Origin of the sequence: Ligilactobacillus hohenheimensis (assembly GCF_947381805.1) — a bacterium.
Lineage (GTDB): Bacteria > Bacillota > Bacilli > Lactobacillales > Lactobacillaceae > Ligilactobacillus > Ligilactobacillus hohenheimensis.
In genome coordinates this window covers 24087-43553 of record NZ_CANCXC010000003.1, presented here as the reverse complement: position 1 = coordinate 43553, position 19467 = coordinate 24087, and the positions used below count along the sequence as shown (strand labels likewise).

Here is a 19467-nt window from a genome sequence, read left to right as displayed (position 1 = left end):
TCAGGATGAGCAAACAACCAACGTTTTACATTACGACGCCGATCTACTACCCATCGGGCCGGTTACACATCGGGAATTCATACACCACCGTGGCGTGTGATATTTTAGCCCGTTATAAGCGACTGCAGGGGTACGACGTTTTCTTCTTAACAGGGACGGACGAACACGGACTGAAAATTGAACAGAAGGCGGCAGCCCAGGGGAAGACGCCGCAAGAATATGTCGACGGGATGGCCGCTGACATCAAGCAGCTGTGGAAGAAGCTCGAAATCACTAACGATAAGTTTATCCGGACGACGGATGACTACCACGAACGGGCTATTCAGAAAATTTTCCAGCGGCTCCTTGATCAGGGGGACATTTATCTGGGCAAGTACCGCGGGTGGTATTCAGTTTCTGACGAAGAATACTTCACTGAATCCCAGTTAGCTGAGGTATACCGGGATGATGACGGAAAAATGATTGGCGGGAAGGCCCCGTCTGGGCATGAGGTTAAGCTCGTTGAGGAGGATTGCTACTTCTTTAAGATGAGTAGGTATGCTGATCGCCTCGTTCAGTATTATGACGAACATCCTGAGTTTATCCTGCCGGCATCCCGGAAAAAGGAGATGCTCAACAACTTCATTAAGCCGGGACTTGAAGACTTGGCTATTACCCGGACGTCATTCAACTGGGGGGTAAAGGTTCCGAGTGACCCAAAGCACGTGGTGTACGTGTGGATTGATGCGCTTTGTAATTATATTACGGCCCTGGGTTACATGGGAGAAGATGACACCCTCTTTAAGAAGTTCTGGCCGGCTAACGTTCAGATGGTCGGGAAGGAAATTGTGCGGTTCCATACCATTTACTGGCCAATCATCCTGATGGCACTGGATCTGCCGTTACCAGAACACATTGTGGGGCATGGCTGGCTTTTGATGAAGGACGGCAAGATGTCGAAGTCAAAGGGCAATGTTATTTACCCAGAGTTAATTGTGGACCGTTACGGGTTAGATGCGCTCCGGTACTACCTGGCGCGGGCCCTGCCGTTTGGCAATGACGGGATTTTTACGCCCGAAGACTTTGTTAACCGGGTTAACTTCGACTTAGCAAATGACCTGGGGAACCTACTGAACCGGACGGTTGCAATGATTAACAAGTACCGTGATGGGATACTGCCAGCCCTGCAACACGGGGTAACGCCGGTTGATGATGACTTAGAGAAGACTGCCGCAGAGTCCTTTACAACGTACCAGCAAGAAATGGACCGGTACCACTTCGCGGATGCTCTCGCCGCAGTCTGGCAGCTAATTAGCCGGACAAACAAGTACATTGACGAGACGGAACCGTGGAAGTTGGCTAAGGATGATAATGCCCAGGACCAACTTGATAGCGTTCTGGCCCACCTAGCAGCAAGTCTGCGGTTGGCAGCGATTATGCTTCAACCGGTAATGACGCATGCGCCAAAGGAGATTTTCGCGCAGCTTGGCCTTCCAACGGGGCAGGTAATGCTAACGGATGCCAAGTATGATGATCTGCCGGCGGGAGGCCACGTTGTTGCTAAGGGAACACCCCTTTTCCCACGGTTAGACGTTGACGAAGAGGTTGCGTACCTTAAGGGGAAAATGAGCAAGAACGAAAAGGCGAAGGGTCGGAAGAACATGGCCCAAACAAAGCAGGCCGCTTTTGACCCCCAGGAAACGACGCTAAACCTTACGAAGAAGGAAATCCGGTTTGATAAGTTCGAGAAGGTTGAGCTTAAGGTGGTCGCAATTAAGGCGGTTAGCCGGGTTGCTAATGCGGACAAGCTCCTGAAATTCCGCGTTGACGCCGGCGATGATGGTGACCGGCAGATTATCTCTGGAATTGCTGAGTGGTACCCGGAGCCAGAAAAGCTGGTTGGGAAGAAGGTCATTGCCGTCACCAACCTGAAACCGCGGGAAATGCGGGGCGAATTAAGTCAGGGAATGTTACTGTCAGCTGAGTTTGGCGACCAGGTCCAGTTACTGACGGTTCCGGATAATATCCCGGCCGGCTCGTTGGTTGGTTAGCATGCAAATCTTTGACTCACATACGCACATTAACGCCGATCAGTTTGTAAATGACCTCCCAGCAGTGGTTGACCGGGCGCGGGCGTTGGGGGTAACCCACATGCTTGTCTTGGGAGATAACAAACGCACCAACGCCCGGCTAATGGCCATGCTTGACCGGTTCCCCCACATCTACGGGGCGGCGGGGTGTCATCCAGAGGATGCCTTGCAGTACGGTAGTAAATGGGAAAATGCGTTACGCAAAATGGCCCGGCACCCGCGCTTTCGGGTCATTGGTGAAATTGGGCTAGACTACCACTGTACCGTTGATCATCAGCTACAGTGGCGGGTGTTTGAAGCCCAGTTGGTACTGGCCGAAGAATTGGGATTACCAGTAAGCATTCATAACCGGGATGCGTTTGCGGACACGTATGCCATTTTACGGGAACATCAGGTGGCGCTCGTTGGCGGGGTAATGCATAGTTTCAACGGTGATGCTCAGTGGGCAGAGAAGTTTTTGGCGTTGGGGTTTTACCTGTCATATAGTGGGGTGGTAACGTTCCACGGTGCGCCGGAAGTGCGGGAAGCAGCGCAGACGACCCCGTTAACGCGGATGTTAGTGGAAACGGACGCGCCGTACTTAACGCCCATGCCATACCGGGAGCGGATGAACGAGCCGGGGATGACCCGGTATACCGTGGAGTACTTGGCACAGTTACGGGAAATGCCGGCTACTGCACTTGCCCAGCAGACGTTTAACAATGCAATGAGGATGATTGAGAGTGGGAAGTAGCAAACAAATGAAAATTAAAGAGGTCATCGTGGTTGAGGGTAAGGATGACACCCGGCAGATTCACCGGGCAGTTGAGGCCGATACGTTGGAAACGCGGGGCTCGGCCTTGAGTGAAGAAACCCTTCACCAGATTGAAGTGTTAAACGCCCGACGGGGAGTAATTGTTTTTACCGATCCGGATTACTCCGGCGAAAAGATTAGGAAGACGATTGCCCGCGAGGTTCCGGGTGTCAAACACGCGTTTTTAGAACGACGCGATGCTGTTCCCCATGGCCCGGGAAGCTTAGGGGTGGAGCATGCGACCCCAGCGGCGATTCGGACGGCTTTGCAAAACGTCTACACGGAAGTTCCCGAAGCACCCGCGGTTATTTCCCGGGAAATGTTGCTCGCCGCAGGGTTAATTGCTGGTAAAACCGCCCGGAAACGGCGTGAGCGGCTAGGTGATCTTCTTGGGATTGGGTACGTGAACGGAAAACACCTGTTAGAGCGGTTGCGGTTATTCCGGGTTACCCGGGAAGCCTTTAATCAGGCCGTACACCAGTTGGACGAGGAGGATCAGTAGGATGGGAGAAGAACAATCGTTGCCAATTGCTGCGCCTACCCGGACCCGGGCAATCATGGCCGCGCACGGACTCACTTTCAAAAAGAGCTTAGGGCAAAATTTTTTAACGGACATTAATGTCTTAACCAAGATTGTTGACGCTGCCGCCGTCTCCGCTGCCGATGACGTAATCGAGATTGGCCCGGGAATCGGGGCGCTTACTGAGCGGTTGGCGCAGCGGGCTCATCACGTTGTGGCCGTTGAAATTGATCAACGGTTAATCCCGGTGCTTGCTGATACGCTGGCGCCGTATAAGAACGTTACGGTGGTAAACGCAGATATTTTGAAAACGGACGTGTCTGCGCTGGTTACGACGCACTTAGATGGGCACCATCCGGTGAAGGTGGTTGCTAACTTGCCGTATTACATCACGACCCCAATCATTATGCGGTTATTAGCCACTCCGGTTTCGTTTGCGGCAATTACGGTAATGATGCAGCGGGAAGTTGCTGCCCGCCTAGAAGCACAACCAGGGACGAAGGACTATGGTTCGTTGTCAGTGGCAGTGCAGTTTGCAATGCACGCTCACGTTGCGTTTATCGTTCCCCGGACGGTCTTTGTCCCGCAGCCGAACGTAGATTCGGCGATTGTGGTGTTGACCCCGGCAACAGCACCGGCAGTCACCGACCGGCTGGCATTTACCCGGTTGGTGAAGGGGGCCTTCATGCACCGGCGGAAGAGTTTATGGAATAACCTGGTGGCCTTATACGGCAAAAAGAACAAGAAACAACTCCGAAACGCGCTCCAAGAGGCGCAGATTGATGCGGGCGTGCGGGCAGAACAGCTGACCGTTGCGGATTTTGTGCGGTTGAGTAATGCGTTAACCGTGGCCTTGGCGGATTCCTTTTAAAAAAATTAATTTGAAAATTCACTTTAATCGGCATACAATACCTTCATAAGAGGTGAGCATGAATGCCAAAGAACTTAGCCGCCATCAAGAAAGAACTTGATGCCCGCATTGGCAAGCCACTGACCGTTACCTCCCAGATTGGGCGGAAGAAGGTACTGCGTCGGCGAGGAATTTTACGCAAGACGTTTCCGGCTGTTTTCATCGTTGAGTTGGATCAGGATGAGAGTGCCGTTGAGAATGCTTCGTTTAGTTATACGGATGTATTGACGCAGAACATTGAACTGTCGTTTGAGGACGGCCACGACTAGGGAAAGAGAATTAAAAAAGAAGCTGCGACGATAAGCCGCAGCTTCTATTTTTGTCTAAAATGTGTTTTTTCTACAACAGGGCAATTGCAAGGGGTCCCATAATCGTTAACAGGATATTGCCGATTGCGTAGGTTGGGGTGTAAGCAAGGGCAAAGACACTGCTACCTTCTTCTTCGGTAACGGCGTTGAGGGCAGCCGTGATTGTTCCGCTTCCGCACAGACTCCCGATGTTGTCAACCGCATTTAAGTGGAGAACGTACTTGCCAAACAGGAGGGTAATTAGGAACGGAACGATTGAAACGAAGGCGCCAATAATCAGGACACCCCATCCCATCTGCTTGAGGGCTGGGACAAACGCAGCCCCTGCACTTAGACCGACGCAACCGATGAAGAGGTTTAATCCGAGACTCTTAAGCAGCCACCGAACTGATGCAGGAATGTTTCCGTTCCGCGGGTGTTGGTCCTGCCACCAGCCGAAGAATAATCCGGCAAAGAGGGCCCCACCACCGGCACCGAGGGTCAGCGGGATGGCCTTGATTGTCAGAACGATAGAACCAATCAAAATCCCAACAACAATTCCGATTGACAGGAAACTGACGTCGGTCTGGGTTCCCGTACTACAGTCGTATCCAAGGGATGGAATAAAGTGTTCAATTACCTTGGCGGGGCCGAACAGGGTGATACTGTCGCCAGCGTGGAGCTTGCCAAAGTCGTCGATGGAACTATCGGTTTGGTTCTTAGCGGCGGTGATTACCAGTCCCTTTGCAGCAAGCGCCGGGAGAATAGCCGGACTGTATACCCGTGTCAGCTTGACTGTCCGCTTAACCATCTGAATGTTCCGGAAACGGTCCTCCTCCATTTCCGTCGCCCCCAAATCGGCGGCGCTCACGAAGTCGTCGCTCCGACCAACGACCGTGATCACCGTTGACGGGGTAATCTTTGTTTTGCCGGTGAAGGCCATCGGCGTCGGGGTCGTGGCGTTGACAAACATTCGCTCGACGACAAGCTTATCGTGGAAGTGCCGTTCAAAGTGGCTGATTGACCAGTTAACTACCGGTGAGCCAGCATGAATTTGGTAAGCCCGGACGTCAACCGGGTTTGTTGGGTATGCGTCTTCTGATGCGGTGGCGTGGTAGTGAAGCTGTTCAACCACCTTCTTGGTTTCTTCCTTAAGATCAACGCCTAGGATCTTCGGGGCGATGTTCTTGATGAAGATGACAACACCGACCGTCCCGAAGACGTACGTGATGGCGTAGGCAATGGCCACCTGTGAATTCATTAGGAGTTTGGCCGCATGGGAGATATGCAACGTACTAATGCTGGAGGCAGACGTTCCGATGACCGCTGACTGGGTAAGGGCGCCGGCAAGAATCCCGGCTCCTTCACCCTGGCCAACGTGGAATACCTTAAAGACAATTAGGGCAAATAGGAACGCTACCGCCGCAAAAAAACACCCGTCAATTACGAGGCGCACCCCGTTTTTCTTAAAGCTCCGGACAAATGCTGGCCCAACTTCGTAGCCGATAGTAAAGATGAAGAGGTCAAAGAAGATGTTCTTCAACACGGCTGGAATGCTGAACTTTGCAATTTGGCCGACCAACAGGCCAATAATCAATACCCCAACGGTTGATCCCACCGCAAACGACTTGTAGTGGACCTTTCCAAGAAGGTAACCGAGCCCTAAGCACAGAAAGATGGCGATTGATGGGTTCACGGTTAAAAAGCGAATAATTGAATGCCACATAATACATCCTCCTTTCTTAATTAGTTTTGGTTGGTTTTAACGAACTGCTCGTGATAATCGGCAAGAAGGTCCCGGACCTGCCGGGCAATCATAGCGTAGTCTTCATCAGGAAGGTTAGCTTGGGAAACCCGCAAAATTCCTGGCTTCGAGCCGAACCCGACTCCATCCATCAAAACAACCCCGTTCTTCTGGGACAACTGGACGAGGAAGTCCACCTGTTCAAAGTTATCCTTGAGCCACTTAGCAAAATCATCGCCGTAGTATTGGGCGGCTAAATCATAGATGTCAATCAAGGAGTAGTACTCGGCGTTTGCAGGATCATCAAACTCTGGCGCATCGAGTCCTTTGTGCAGGGCATCGTACCGGGCACGCACGATCCGCTTAGCTTCCTGAATGTAGTGGTCGTTATCCAAACCGTCTGTCTGTTCGTTTAGCAGGTGCGCCATTGAGAACAGGCATTCCATGATTTGCTGCGGGGTTGATAACCCGGACGTATGGTACAGCCCGACAGACCGGCTGTCAGCAACCATCCGGTCGATAAACTTCATTTCATTCGGGTCAAGGACGACGTGGCGGTACCGGTCGTAAAGTTCCTTCTTGTCATCGTCAGGAAGCTGGTCAATGAGGTCATCAAAGACGTTGTGCTTATGAACGCCGATGACCCCGAGTCGCCAGCCGGTTGCCCCAAAGAGTTTCGAGTATGAGTAAACCAGCAACGTGTTGTACGGCGCAACGGCATAGACGCTTTCGAAGTTAGCCGCAAACGTTCCGTAAACATCGTCGGTGATAATCATTAGGTGCGGGTTTTTCTTGACGGCCCGCTTAATGGCCTGGAGTGTCTGGGGGCTGAGGGCTACTGATCCCGGGTTGGACGGGTTGACGAGGAAGAGGGCCTTAACTTCCGGATCCTCCAGTTGAGCGGCAGCACTCGGTTCAAGTTCCCAGTTGTTTTCTTCCGTTGATTTAAGGTCGATTTCAGTCATCTGATAATCGTTGAGTTCAGGAATCTCAATGTACGGGGTGAAAATCGGCGTGTTGATGATAATTTTGTCACCGGGATGAATCAGCTTATTTTCCTTCAGTGAGTTGAAAATATAAACGATTGCAGCCGTTCCTCCCTCAGTCGGGAACAGTTGGGTATCAGCGGCCAATTCCTTATCAGTAGCGTTGTGATACAGGGTTGAGCTGAGATATTCGTTAATTACCCGTTCGGTATACTTTAATACCCGACTCGGAACCGGATAGTTATTTCCGATTACCCCGTCAGTTAACTCCTTGACGAAGGCATCCTTATCAAAGCCCCACTTCTGGTGAGCGTAGTTTACGGCTTCCAGGATGAGGTGATCAGCGGGGGAGTTATCCGGGTTAAGGAACGTTTCGAGCCGCTCGTGAATCCCAGCGTTTTCGGTGTATCCAGCAAGGTCCGGTTGGTTAATTGTTCGTTGTGACTCCTGTACCCCAAACTGGATTAACCGGGCAAAGGCCTCCCGGCTGATCGTTTGAATCCAGTTAGGATTACCCCGGCCAGCGTTGAGAAAAACGTTTTGCTTATCATTATTTTTAGCTAAGCTCAAAAGTTTGAATGAAATTTCGAATGCGCCAAGTTTCTCTAGTTCACGCTCGTCATGTGGTGTCATTATCATTGCCCCCTATAACTTAATGCCGTAATCGATTACATCTTTGTTGTAGAAGCATAGGAAATCCGATGCAAATAGAACGCATTATTTTTTGACAGTGAGTGGTGGTCGGAGAAAGGAAAAAAGAAAAACCCCGCACCAACGTGGTTGGTACGAGGAAAAAGGAATAGGCAACAGCTACTCATGGTAGCTGTCATTTCATCTACTTAATAGGGGGAGTAAATGAAAGAGTTGTTTTATTAGGTTACTCAGTGTATTCTAAGCATAATTCTATAAGAAACATTAAAGAAACGATTAAGGACAACTTAAATATCACAAATTCGCTTGCATGAGAAACCGTTTTCAGTGAGCCGGAGGAAATCTAATCCACTGGGGAAAATTCTTCGGTTTAGTAGTCTTCCGGAAGAGGCTTTTCCGCCAGCGTAATTACGCCGACTGCATTCAAACCGGTATGGGTCATGATAATCGGGCTGGTTAACCGCGCAATGTAACTGGCATTGCTATTTTCTGGAAGAATAATATCCTTAATTCGTTCCAGGAATGCCGGGTCAGTCCCCACGTTTGAAAGGGATAACTGCTGAACCGGGTTATTTTCATGATCCTTGGCAAGCTGTTTACAGTGTTTAATAAACGTCTTCTGGCTCCGTCCCTTCGTCAGTACCTTAATTTCATCATCGTGAACCCGAATGATGACCTTAATGTTGGCAATCTTTGCAAGGGCTCCGGCTAACTTGCTGACGCGGCCACCCCGGACCAAGCAATCCAGTTGGTCCACGAGAACATCGGTCGTTGTTCGGCTTTTGATGTCAGCGCAGTGGGCAACGATCTCGTCAACGGATTTACCATCGCGGATATCCTGTGCCGCCGCCAGGACCTGGAACGATTCCGCCCGGTCAGTACTCTTGCTATTGATGACCGTTACCTTAGTAGCAGTCATCTTGGCGGCTGCTTGCGCGGTCTCAACGGTTCCGCTGAGGACATCTGAAAGGAGAATTGCGATTACTTCGCTGCCATCCTTTCCGAGTTCGTCGAACATTTCAACAAACTTTCCCATTGGGGGCTGGCTAGTTTTAGGAAACTTGCCGTCCCGGAGTGCCTGAACGAGTTCTTCCCGGGTAATGTCAACGCCATCAACGTAGCTCTTTCCGTCAATTTCAACGGATAACGGAACAATGTGGATGTCGTTTGCGGTAATTTCTTCCGGGGTTAACTGCACCGAGGAGTCGGTAACAAGCTTAATTTGTGCCATAAAAGTCTCTCCTTAACGTCTTCGTGTTAATTGCTCCCATTATACCGTATTTAGTTGGTAAATGGAACTAACGTGACGTTAATTTAACCGGAACCGGTCGTGGAGGTTAAACCTGGAAACTGCCCGCAGAACGATCCACCCAACAATAAAGTTGAGGACGAGGGTGATGATTTCCTTTGGGACCCGGGGAACCAACAGGGCCATAATTGGTGTTTTGTACATTATATGAAGGTTGAGCGTATTGATGATCAAGTTTGAAATAATCACCTGGGTAAGCTCATACAGGAAAACCCGCAGTGCGGTAATCTTCTGCCGGTATAAGAACAGTCCGGCAATTAGCCCGGAAATGCCGGCACCGATGGTAAACCCGACGAAAAAGTTCGCACTGGTGGCGAGAATGGTGTGCCCGATAATGTCACAAATTACCAGTGCAACGGCGCTCCACCACGGACCGAGGTAGTACCCAATCAGGATGGTTCCGATGAACCCAAGCCCAATTTCCATGAGGTTGCTGGGACCAAACGAAATTTTGGCCAGAACCAACTCCAGGGCAATTAACAACGCTGCGAGGGTTAGTACCCGGGTATTAAACCGCGGCCCCCGCCAAGAAAAGTAATGCATGAAAGCCATCTCCTTAATGGTATTAAGGGTTTCATTGCACTATTAAGTAAGAATTGATAGTGAATGCGGCCCAGGAGCGCGACAATTAGTCTTCTGCTGCCGTTCACATTCCGTTCCGGCAACCCTTGACGTTCCAGTGCCTACCCTATGCGAACAATCATACATTACTATCCGCTATAATTCAATAGCATCCGAACTATTAGTTGAAATGGAGGGGGCTATTCCGCAAGAAACGGAATAAAAAGAAAACCCCAGCGTTTTGCTGAGGAAAAGGGAGCTGTGAAATGAATTTTTAGGGGGAGTTCATTTCACTGTTACTACTTTAAGGAATTATGGGGGCGAGGATGAAGTCCATCCTCGCAGGAAAAGTAGTAATGGTATTTAAACCATGGTTGTAGTGTAAGAAATGGAAATGAAGAAAAACCAGCTATTTTCTTGGGGAAGCATAATATTTGGTTTAAGAAAAGGTTAACGACGGCGGATAAAACGCCGGTAGAAAGCGGGATGGCGGGTTGTTATTTTAAGGGGGTTAGCATACACTATAAGTATGTGTGAAACGCTTAAAACGGCGTTTCACAGTGAAGAATGGAGGGAGGATGGTGCATGGCACCCGCATTTTTTAAGGATCAGCTGATTCGGGTGGGCTTCACCCCAACGGGACAGCAGCTTGTCCAGTTCCACCGGTACTATGAACTGTTGGTTGCGGCTAACCAGCACGTCAATCTAACGGCGATTACTGATGAGGATGAAGTGTATGAAAAGCACTTTTTTGATTCGTTGATTCCCGCCCTGGCCGTTCCGCGGCTCCAACAGGCACCGGTAAGCTTGTGTGATGTGGGGGCGGGCGCTGGGTTTCCTTCCCTCCCGTTAAAGATTATGTTCCCCCAGTTACGGATCACGATCGTTGATTCGTTAAATAAGCGGATCCGTTTTCTGGAAGATTTATGCCAGGAGCTGGAACTGACGGACGTAACGCTGGTCCATGCTCGGGCCGAAGAATTCGGGGGCAAGAAGAGTCCCCAGCGGGAAACATTTGACTACGTGACTGCCCGGGCGGTAGCACGCCTAAGCGTTCTAAGCGAACTATGTTTACCCCTTGTGCGGGTTGGTGGCCAGTTAATTGCCCTTAAAGCCCAGAAGGCGGCGGCTGAACTGGAGGCGGCCCAACGAGCAATTTCACTGCTGGGTGGACGGGTGGCTGCGACTAAGCGGTTCGCGCTTCCCCAGTCAGGTGATGAACGGAACGTAATTGTGATTGATAAGGAACATGCGACCCCCCGGCAGTATCCGCGGAAGGCGGGAACCCCGGCGAAGAAGCCGTTGACGAATAAGTAGGAGGATGCAAATGGCATTTTCATTTTTTGGAAAAAAACACGACGAAGAGGATGCAACGGTGCAGGATTTACCCGTTGCGGCAATTACGCCTAACCGGTACCAGCCGCGGCACTTATTTGGCGACCGGGACATTTACGAACTGGCGGCCACCATTAAGGAACACGGGTTGCTTCAGCCAATTATTGTGCGGGAAACGGACCCGGAAAAGTACGAAATCATTGCCGGTGAACGGCGCTTCCGGGCAGTCAAGCAGCTTGAGTGGGATCATATTCCAGCCATCGTTAAACAAATGAACGATAATGAAGCGGCCTCGATGGCGGTGATTGAAAACCTTCAGCGGGAAGAGTTATCGCCAATTGAAGAAGCCCGGGCCTATCACCGGCTCCTGGAGCTGAACAAGTTAACGCAGAGTGACTTGGCAACCGCTCTGGGAAAGAGTCAGTCGTTTATCGCTAATAAACTCCGGCTTCTTCGGCTTTCGCCGCTAGTTCAGCGGGCAGTCATGCAACGGCAACTCACCGAGCGCCACGGTCGGTGTCTGGTGGGCCTCCCCGAAAAGGACCAGGTTAAGCTGATGAACCGGATTATGCACGAGCATCTTTCGGTTGAACAGACGGAGCAGTTGGTTCAGCAAGCGCGGGAGGGACAGCAACCGCTTAAGAACGTGCATCTAAAGAACCCGGCCCACGAGACACCGGAGTATCACTACCAAAAAACCATGAAGGATATCCAGCGGGTTATCCAGCGAGCGGGGAAGGATGGCATGGCAATCCACAGCTGGGAAGAAGATGTGGTGGGATACCACCGGGTCATCATTGACATTCCCGTAGCAGATGACCAGGAAGGAGAAGATTAGGCATGGCCGTAACAATTGCGCTTGCTAACCAGAAGGGCGGCGTGGGGAAGACCACGACGGCCGTAAACCTGGGTGCCTGTTTGAACGAGCTAGGAAAACGGGTGTTAATTGTGGACACTGATGCTCAGGGAAACGCCACGAGTGGCATCGGAATTAGTAAGGGTGACATTCAACACGACATCTACGACGTTCTGGTTAACGGCATGGGCTTGGAAGGGGTAATTATGCCTACTAGTCGGCCCCACCTGGACGTGGTTCCGGCAACCCTTCAGTTGTCCGGCGCAGAGATCGAGTTGGCTTCCCAGATTGGACGGGAACAGCGGCTTGCTGATGCCCTTGAACCAGTGGCTGACCGCTACGATTATGTTCTGGTTGATTGTCCGCCAGCGTTAGGAATTTTAACGATTAACGCGTTTACGGCGTGTGATTCCATCCTGATTCCGGTTCAAAGTGAGTACTATGCACTGGAAGGGTTGAGTCAGTTAATGAAAACAATCCAACTGGTTAAAAAGCATTACAATGCGGACCTGCACGTTGAGGGGGTTCTGTTGACGATGCTTGACGCCCGGACCAACCTCGGAAACGAAGTGGTGACGGAGGTGCAGAAGTTCTTTAAGGATTGCGTGTACACAACGATTATTCCGCGGAACGTGCGGCTCTCTGAAGCCCCGAGTCATGGGCAGGCGGTTATTGATTATGACCGCACGTCCCGGGGAGCCGTGGAATACATGGCCCTGGCTAAGGAGGTGTTGGCGGCCCATGAGTAAGGAGAAAAGGGGACTTGGAAAGGGGATTGAGGCTCTTTTCCAGGATTTTGGCGAACAGGCCACACCCGAAGAACACGTTGTGGAGCTACGGGTTGCTGATATTCGGCCTAACCCGTACCAACCGCGGGTAACGTTTGACGAGAAACGCCTTCAAGAACTGGCTGATTCCATTGCCAAGCAGGGGGTTTTTCAGCCGATAATTGTGCGGCAATCGCGCGTGAAGGGCTATGAACTAATTGCTGGTGAACGGCGCTTCCGGGCCTCTAAGTTGGCGCATAAGGAGACCATCCCCGCCATTGTCCGGGACTTTGACGAGGAACGGATGATGGAGGTGGCGGTCCTAGAAAACCTGCAACGGGAGGACCTGACACCACTTGAAGAGGCCCAGGCGTACGCAACGCTAATTGATAAGCTGCACTTAACCCAAACGGAAGTATCCGCCCGGCTGGGGAAATCGCGCCCGTACATTGCAAATTATCTCCGGTTACTGGGGCTTCCTGCGGCAGTTAAGGAAATGTTACAAGCCAATCAGTTGTCCATGGGGCAGGCACGGACGTTACTCGGACTAAAGGACGCTGCCCAGCAGGTGCAGGTCGCCAAGCAAACCGTCAAGGAAGGGTTAACTGTCCGGCAATTGGAACACCTGGTTAACCAGATTAACGGTGCGCAGCCCGTTAAAAAGAAAACGCCGGCCCACCAGGACCCGTACCTTCACCAAAGCGCCCAACAGCTGGGTGAGCGGCTCGGAACGAAGGTGGCAATTAAGCAGGCCGCTCGGACCGGCAAGGGGAAGATTGAGATTGAGTACCTTTCTCAGGATGACCTGAACAGAATTCTGGCTGTGTTGGACGTTAACATTGATTGAGGGGGGATATTTAATGTATCAGCTTCATGATATTGTTAAGATGAAAAAGCCGCATCCGTGCGGCACCAATCGCTGGGAAATTATCCGGGTTGGGATGGATATTAAGATCCGGTGCTTACAATGTAACCGGCTAATCATGCTCCCCCGGAGGGAATTTGAAAAGAAGTTAAAGCAGGTTTTAGAACACGCAAATCAAAATGAAAGTGGGAATGAATAATGGCACTGACAGCAGGAATTGTTGGGCTCCCCAACGTTGGGAAGTCCACGCTCTTTAACGCAATTACGAAGGCGGGCGCCGAGATGGCAAACTACCCGTTCGCAACGATCGATCCGAACGTCGGGATGGTGGAAGTTCCGGACCAGCGGTTAGCCCGGATTGACGAGATTATCCCCGCCAAGAAGATTGTGCACACCACCTTTGAATTCACCGATATTGCTGGAATCGTAAAGGGGGCCAGCAAGGGTGAAGGTTTAGGAAACAAGTTTCTTGAAAACATCCGGCAGTGTGATGCCATTGTTCATGTTGTGCGGGCGTTTGATGATGATAACATCACGCACGTTTCCGGAAAGATTGACCCAATCGATGACATTAATACGATTAACCTCGAGTTGGTCTTAGCTGACCTGGAATCAATTAACAGGCGCTACACCCGGGTTGAAAAGGTCGCCCGGACCGGCCGTGATAAGGAAGCTAAGGCCGAGTTTGCGGTGTTACAAAAGATTAAGCCAGTGCTTGAAGACGGTAAACCGGTGCGGTCAATCGAATTTAACGATGACGAGAAGAAGATTGTTAAGGGGCTGTTCTTACTAACGTCCAAACCCGTTCTCTACGTTGCCAACATTGCTGAGGATGATATGGCGGACCCGGATAGCAACAAGTACATGCCTGAAATCAAGAAGTTCCTGGCGGAAAACGACCCGGGTTCGGAAGTAATCGGGGTTGCTGCCGCAACGGAGGAAGAAATCGCCGAAATGGATGACGATGAAAAGAAGGAGTTCCTTGAGATGGAAGGGGTCGATGAACCGGGGTTGAACCGGTTGATCCGGGCTTCATACAAGTTACTCGGACTTGAAACCTTCTTTACGGCCGGCGGTAAGGAAACCCGGGCATGGACGTTCCGTCACGGGATGAAGGCGCCCCAGGTTGCCGGGATTATTCACTCCGACTTTGAACGCGGGTTTATTCGGGCGGAGACCGTTTCGTTTACTGACCTGGATAAGTACGGGAGTATGCAAGCCGTCAAGGAAGCTGGCAAGATGCGGCTGGAAGGAAAGGACTACGTGGTTCAAGACGGCGACATTATCGAATTCCGGTTTAATGTTTAAGCCTTAGAAGAGAAGACGGATTAAGTTAAGGAGGATTAAGACGTGGCAGACGAAACGACACGGGAAAAGAATCAGGCAGCAGCAGCCCGCCAGAAAGCAGTCCGGGAAGAGCGGATGCACGAAGAGCGTAGCGGGCACTTTGCGGGCCTCACGAAGCGGAACCGGGAGTACCTGTTTAAGATCGAAAAGGAACTAACGGTGCAGGGTTACCCAGCAGAGAAGCGCACGGCGGCCATTGAGCAGATGAAAAACGAACTGCAGCAGCGCCAGCGGGAGGGGATGACCGCCGCTAAGCTGTACGGCCCGGTTAAGCAGCACGCTCAGGAAATTATTGCGGGACCGAAGAAGGAACCCCAGCCCCAGAAGTTCTGGGAAGCAGCGCTGGACAACGGGTTGATTATGTTCATGATGTTCTGCATAATGTATGCGCTGATTGAGGCCTTTGGTGGAAAGAAAGCGGTCGGAACCAACGGTGGAATTCTCACCATCGTGATTATTTCGGTGATTTCCGGTTGTGGCCTGGGGTACTTCTACCAGATGATGACTCCGGTAAACGGGAAGCGCCCGAAGATCAAGTGGGTCCGGACCATCCTGTTACTGGTAGTACTGATGGCTGTATGGATGGTTGCGTACGGCTTTGTTGCCCAGATTGGCGGTCCGCTGAACACAACGATGCCGTGGTTTGTTTACGTAATCCTCGGTGTGCTTGGTTGGGGAGCACGGTACGTCTTGAAAAACTACTTCCACCTCAACTTTGGCCGCGCATTCGGCCGAAATTAAGCACGATTTCCCCGGAAATATCTTAACCAGATAATGACAAGCGAAGAACCTGCGTTCACCATAGAATGAAGTGGGGATCTTCGCTTGTTATCGTCTTATTGGCGAATTGATGGTGAGCCGTTTCCTTGGGGGTGTTTTCCGGGGAGGGAGTATAATCGGAGAAAAAGCGAAGGAGATGAAGCGGATGATAGTTGACCGCCTAGTAACCTGGATTGCGGCGTTTCGGCGGCGTTCCTTTATGCGGGTTATTCAGCAAACCCTTAGTGTGTTGTTCCCGTTTGTTTTACTGGGAAGCCTCGCACAGGTAATCGCCCAGTCGTGCCTGACGCGGCAGGGGTTCTTCAACTACCTGTTGCGGATTGACCGGTGGTTACCGCACTTTCAAGCCGTGTACTATTCGTTTGATAACTTTGCGGGACTCACGGTCGGAATTGTGGCCCTGTTAGCGGCGTACCAGTCTGCGCGGTATACGGCTAAACTTTACCGGCGGGATTCGGCTGCTGCGGGGCTGACCGCGCTGATTGCGTTCCTCTTGCTAAGTTCCCGGTACATGAAGGCGGCCGTTGAGGGGCTGGATAGTCGTTTCCTGGGCTTTGGGGGCCTCTTATTAGGACTGATTATAGGTTACGTTGTGGGCCAGATTTTTCGCCTGTGTGGCCGGCCACTTCAGCGGGAGAGCCGGATTGATTCGGTTACAATCATCAAGCGGACGTTTGACTCGTTTTGGGCTATTCTGGTGGCGCTTGGTGGGGCGTTTTTGTTAAATAAACTGCTGATCCTCATCCTGTTTTATAACTGGTCAACCAGTATTTCATCGGCGGTTGCAGGCAGCGTTAACCGCCACCACGGGTTAGGAATGACCCTGGTGTTCAGCGCGTTTACGGCGCTGTGTGCGTGGTTTGGGGCGAACGGGCCATACAGTAGTATGGCCCCGAGTAACGGCTATACGGTGAACCTCAACACGGCCCTGATCCACCATTCAAGCTGGAACGTGCCGTATAAGTACTGTGATTATTCGTTGTACCACGCCTTCGCTTCGGTGGGTGGAACGGGCGCCACGCTCGCATTACTGATTGCGATTGCTTTGGTCGCCCGGCAGCGGGCTAATCACCGGGTCGCCCGGTGGACGGTTTTGCCGACCCTGTTAAACAGCAACAGCGCTGTCATGATGGGGATTCCGTTGCTCTTTAACCCGGTCTTCCTTATTCCAATGGTGGGTGTCCCGCTGTTGAACGTCTTACTGGCTGCCGGAGCGGTTTTTGTTCACCTGATTCCGCCAGTGGTTTATCCCGTGCCGACGGGGACGCCCGGGTTATTAGTGGCGTTTATCGGAAGTAACGGCAACTGGATGACGCTCGTGGTAACGGCGGTTATTCTGGTGGTTGACGTGGCGTGCTACATCCCGTTTGTGCGGTTGGCCGAACGGGTGACGGCACGGATGGCGGTTCAGGAACGGAGGCGAGAACACCATGCGAATTAAGGCCAGACAACGGCGGCGGTGGTCCGTCATCAATCTTGTGGTATGGCTTGGGGTCGTGTGTGCCCTGATCTTTCCGGCGTACCAGTGGACGAAGAGTAACATTACGGAACTAGCGGAGTGGCGGAATTCGCGGTTGTCACCGGTGATCATGATTCCGGGGAGCTCGGCGACCCCGAACCGGTTTGACACGATGGTCAAGGAAATTAACGCCCATGCGCCCCAAAAACATAGTCTGTTAAAAATTAAGGTGTGGAACAGCGGCAAAATTACTTATTCGGGGAAGATTCGCCCTAAGGACAACGAACCGTTTATCGTTGTGGGTTTTCAAAACAACCACGACGGGTACGGGAACATCAAAAAGCAGGCGGCGATGTTTAACCGGGTATTCGGAATTTTGTGTTCACGGTACCACTTCAATAATTTTAAAGCGATTGGGCACTCTAACGGGGGATTGATCTACACCCTCTTCTTTGAGAAGTACTTCCATCAGTATTCCGACCGGGAGCACGTTGACCAGATTATGACGATTGGAACGCCGTATAACTTTTCGGAAGACTCCATTACGCACAAGACCCAGATGTTAGCGGACTTTATTAAAAACCGGAAGAACCTGCCCCACGACACGGACATGTACTCGGTTGCGGGAACGGAAAACTACGACAGTGACGGGTTGGTGCCAGACGGAAGCGTTACGGCCGGAAAGTATATTTACCAGGGAGTGGTCCGGCATTACACGGAAATTACGGTTACCGGGAGTGACGCGGAGCACTCCGATCTCCCGCAGAACCCGCAGATTATTAGCCTAATTAAGCGCGATATTCTTGATAATGATAGTAATAATAAGCGGGGTGGCCGGTTGCCAAACCGCCAACTAATGTTCATGGTGGGCAACTAGGAGCGGTTATTTCGTGATACAATGGGAACGAAGTACGAACGAACCGAACCTTCGGAGGAGAACAAATAATGCAAGAGAACGCAACGATGAAGTTGTTTGCCCTGAATTCTAACCAGCCACTTGCCCGCAAGATTGCGGATGAACTGGCTGTTTCACTGTGTGATGCGTCGGTTAAGCACTTTAGTGACGGTGAGATTCAGATTAACATTAACGAGAGTGTGCGGGGGGATGACGTGTTTGTCATCCAGTCCATCGCGGACCCGGTTAATGAAAACTTCATGGAACTCATGATTATGATTGATGCGTTGAAACGGGCGAGCGCGGGAACGATTAACGTGGTTATTCCGTACTACGGTTACGCCCGGGCAGACCGGAAGACCCGCTCGCGGGAGCCAATTACGGCAAAGTTAATTGCCAACTACCTGCAGCTCGCGGGGGCGGACCGGGTAATTACGCTTGATTTGCACGCCGGTCAGATTCAAGGCTTCTTTAACATTCCGGTGGACCACCTCACGGCCCTGTACGACAAGGTGGCGTACTACCAGGACAAGGAAATCGACAAGAACCTGGTAGTGGTTGCGCCTAACCACGATGGAGTCAAGGGTGCCCGCAACCTTGCGGAACTCCTGAAGGCCCCGATTGCGATTGTTGATAAACGGGGAAAGGGGCGGATTGATCCGGAAACAACGGCAATCATTGGCGATGTTGCTGGCCGGACGTGCTTAATTACCGACGACATGATTGACACCGGGGCCAAGATGGTCGATGCGGCCCGGACACTGAAGGCTCACGGGGCAACGGCGATTTACGGGTGCGCGACCCACGCAGTCCTGTCGGGGAACGCGGTGCAGGAATTAGCGGCCGCCCCGTTTGAAGAAATTTTGGTGACGGATACGATTGCCATTCCGGAAGAAAAACGGTTGGCCAACATGCACATCCTGTCGGTTGCCCCGACGATGGCCAAGGCGCTCCGGCTGATTTATAACAACAAGTCGGTTGATACGTTATTTAACAGGTAAGTAACTAAATAAGGTGGTTAGAGCATGGGTCATGGGCACACCGATAAACAGAAACTGAAGCAGGCGTTGTGCTTAGCGATCAGTGACTTGAAGGAAGCTGACGTTGATTTGGCCCGGGAACTTACCCGGATTGATCGGCGCTTAGATAAAGGTGCAGGAATTGGTTGGGCGTGTACCCAAGTTGCGCACTTAATTAGTACCTACCTAATGACCCATGAGTACCGTGCGCCTACTAGCGTAATTAAACTCCAGCAAATTGCTGAACGGACTGCTCAGGTGTACTGGGGGAAATTTAACCCGCTTATGTGGTTTTTATAACCATGAGGAAGTCA

At 51.5% G+C, this 19467-nt stretch carries 20 protein-coding genes and 1 riboswitch; of the genes, 16 read left to right on the top strand and 4 right to left on the bottom strand.

Features of this window, described 5'->3' with window-relative positions; genetic code table 11:
- Positions 1 to 5 precede the first annotated feature (5 nt).
- The 5 genes from metG (at position 6) to QOR60_RS04920 (ending at position 4561) form a co-directional block, all read left to right on the top strand.
- Positions 6 to 2030: a methionine--tRNA ligase gene (gene metG, locus QOR60_RS04940; protein WP_283582258.1), complete on the top strand. Its 2025-nt coding sequence runs from the start codon at positions 6 to 8 to the stop codon at positions 2028 to 2030.
- A 1-nt stretch (position 2031) separates the two neighbouring features.
- Positions 2032 to 2802: a TatD family hydrolase gene (locus QOR60_RS04935; RefSeq protein WP_283582257.1), complete on the top strand. Its 771-nt coding sequence runs from the start codon at positions 2032 to 2034 to the stop codon at positions 2800 to 2802.
- Positions 2803 to 2809: 7 nt separating this feature from the next.
- Positions 2810 to 3364: a ribonuclease M5 gene (rnmV, locus tag QOR60_RS04930; protein WP_283582256.1), complete on the top strand. Its 555-nt coding sequence runs from the start codon at positions 2810 to 2812 to the stop codon at positions 3362 to 3364.
- Position 3365: 1 nt separating this feature from the next.
- A complete protein-coding gene (gene rsmA / locus QOR60_RS04925) occupies positions 3366 to 4253 on the top strand; it encodes a 16S rRNA (adenine(1518)-N(6)/adenine(1519)-N(6))-dimethyltransferase RsmA (RefSeq protein ID WP_283582255.1) in 888 nt (295 codons plus the stop codon).
- A 62-nt stretch (positions 4254 to 4315) separates the two neighbouring features.
- The gene (locus tag QOR60_RS04920; protein WP_283582254.1) at positions 4316 to 4561 is read left to right on the top strand and encodes a Veg family protein; all 246 of its coding nucleotides are present in this window, start codon (positions 4316 to 4318) and stop codon (positions 4559 to 4561) included.
- A gap of 70 nt (positions 4562 to 4631) precedes the next feature.
- On the opposite strand, the gene aspT is transcribed toward QOR60_RS04920, so the two are convergent.
- From aspT to QOR60_RS04900, 4 genes are all read right to left on the bottom strand, one after another.
- Entirely contained in the window at positions 4632 to 6305 is a 1674-nt protein-coding gene (gene aspT / locus QOR60_RS04915) for an aspartate-alanine antiporter (RefSeq protein ID WP_283582253.1), read from the bottom strand.
- A gap of 20 nt (positions 6306 to 6325) precedes the next feature.
- A complete protein-coding gene (locus tag QOR60_RS04910) occupies positions 6326 to 7942 on the bottom strand; it encodes a bifunctional aspartate transaminase/aspartate 4-decarboxylase (RefSeq protein ID WP_283582252.1) in 1617 nt (538 codons plus the stop codon).
- A 388-nt stretch (positions 7943 to 8330) separates the two neighbouring features.
- Positions 8331 to 9191 carry a DegV family protein gene (locus tag QOR60_RS04905; protein ID WP_283582251.1) on the bottom strand — a complete coding sequence of 287 codons (861 nt, stop codon included), beginning with the start codon at positions 9189 to 9191 and terminating at the stop codon, positions 8331 to 8333.
- 78 nt (positions 9192 to 9269) lie between these two features.
- Positions 9270 to 9812 carry a folate family ECF transporter S component gene (locus tag QOR60_RS04900; RefSeq protein ID WP_283582250.1) on the bottom strand — a complete coding sequence of 181 codons (543 nt, stop codon included), beginning with the start codon at positions 9810 to 9812 and terminating at the stop codon, positions 9270 to 9272.
- A gap of 55 nt (positions 9813 to 9867) precedes the next feature.
- Positions 9868 to 9962, bottom strand: a riboswitch (THF riboswitch).
- A 453-nt stretch (positions 9963 to 10415) separates the two neighbouring features.
- On the opposite strand from QOR60_RS04900, the gene rsmG reads away from it, so the two are divergent.
- The 11 genes from rsmG to QOR60_RS04845 all read left to right on the top strand — a co-directional run bounded on the left by rsmG (position 10416) and on the right by QOR60_RS04845 (position 19453).
- Complete coding sequence (gene rsmG, locus QOR60_RS04895) at positions 10416 to 11147, top strand: 16S rRNA (guanine(527)-N(7))-methyltransferase RsmG (protein ID WP_283582249.1); 732 nt, start codon at positions 10416 to 10418, stop codon at positions 11145 to 11147.
- A 10-nt stretch (positions 11148 to 11157) separates the two neighbouring features.
- Positions 11158 to 12003: a ParB/RepB/Spo0J family partition protein gene (locus QOR60_RS04890; protein ID WP_283582248.1), complete on the top strand. Its 846-nt coding sequence runs from the start codon at positions 11158 to 11160 to the stop codon at positions 12001 to 12003.
- A 2-nt stretch (positions 12004 to 12005) separates the two neighbouring features.
- Positions 12006 to 12770 (top strand): ParA family protein, encoded by a 765-nt coding sequence (locus QOR60_RS04885; protein WP_283582247.1) that lies wholly within the window; start codon positions 12006 to 12008, stop codon positions 12768 to 12770.
- Complete coding sequence (locus QOR60_RS04880; RefSeq protein WP_283582246.1) at positions 12763 to 13635, top strand: ParB/RepB/Spo0J family partition protein; 873 nt, start codon at positions 12763 to 12765, stop codon at positions 13633 to 13635. Before QOR60_RS04885 ends, QOR60_RS04880 begins: the two co-directional genes overlap by 8 nt.
- 13 nt (positions 13636 to 13648) lie before the next feature.
- Positions 13649 to 13852, top strand: coding sequence for a DUF951 domain-containing protein (locus QOR60_RS04875; RefSeq protein WP_283582245.1), 204 nt, complete (start codon positions 13649 to 13651; stop codon positions 13850 to 13852).
- Positions 13852 to 14961 (top strand): redox-regulated ATPase YchF, encoded by a 1110-nt coding sequence (gene ychF / locus QOR60_RS04870; RefSeq protein ID WP_283582244.1) that lies wholly within the window; start codon positions 13852 to 13854, stop codon positions 14959 to 14961. Before QOR60_RS04875 ends, ychF begins: the two co-directional genes overlap by 1 nt.
- A 42-nt stretch (positions 14962 to 15003) precedes the next feature.
- The gene (locus QOR60_RS04865) at positions 15004 to 15741 is read left to right on the top strand and encodes a DUF1129 domain-containing protein (protein ID WP_283582243.1); all 738 of its coding nucleotides are present in this window, start codon (positions 15004 to 15006) and stop codon (positions 15739 to 15741) included.
- A 184-nt stretch (positions 15742 to 15925) separates the two neighbouring features.
- Positions 15926 to 17221: a PTS transporter subunit EIIC gene (locus QOR60_RS04860; RefSeq protein WP_283582242.1), complete on the top strand. Its 1296-nt coding sequence runs from the start codon at positions 15926 to 15928 to the stop codon at positions 17219 to 17221.
- A complete protein-coding gene (locus QOR60_RS04855; RefSeq protein ID WP_283582241.1) occupies positions 17211 to 18116 on the top strand; it encodes an alpha/beta hydrolase in 906 nt (301 codons plus the stop codon). Before QOR60_RS04860 ends, QOR60_RS04855 begins: the two co-directional genes overlap by 11 nt.
- Before the next feature lie 68 nt (positions 18117 to 18184).
- On the top strand, positions 18185 to 19135 hold the full coding sequence (locus QOR60_RS04850) for a ribose-phosphate diphosphokinase (protein ID WP_283582240.1): 951 nt from the start codon (positions 18185 to 18187) through the stop codon (positions 19133 to 19135).
- Between the two features lie 24 nt (positions 19136 to 19159).
- Positions 19160 to 19453 carry a hypothetical protein gene (locus tag QOR60_RS04845; RefSeq protein WP_283582239.1) on the top strand — a complete coding sequence of 98 codons (294 nt, stop codon included), beginning with the start codon at positions 19160 to 19162 and terminating at the stop codon, positions 19451 to 19453.
- Positions 19454 to 19467: the final 14 nt, after the last annotated feature.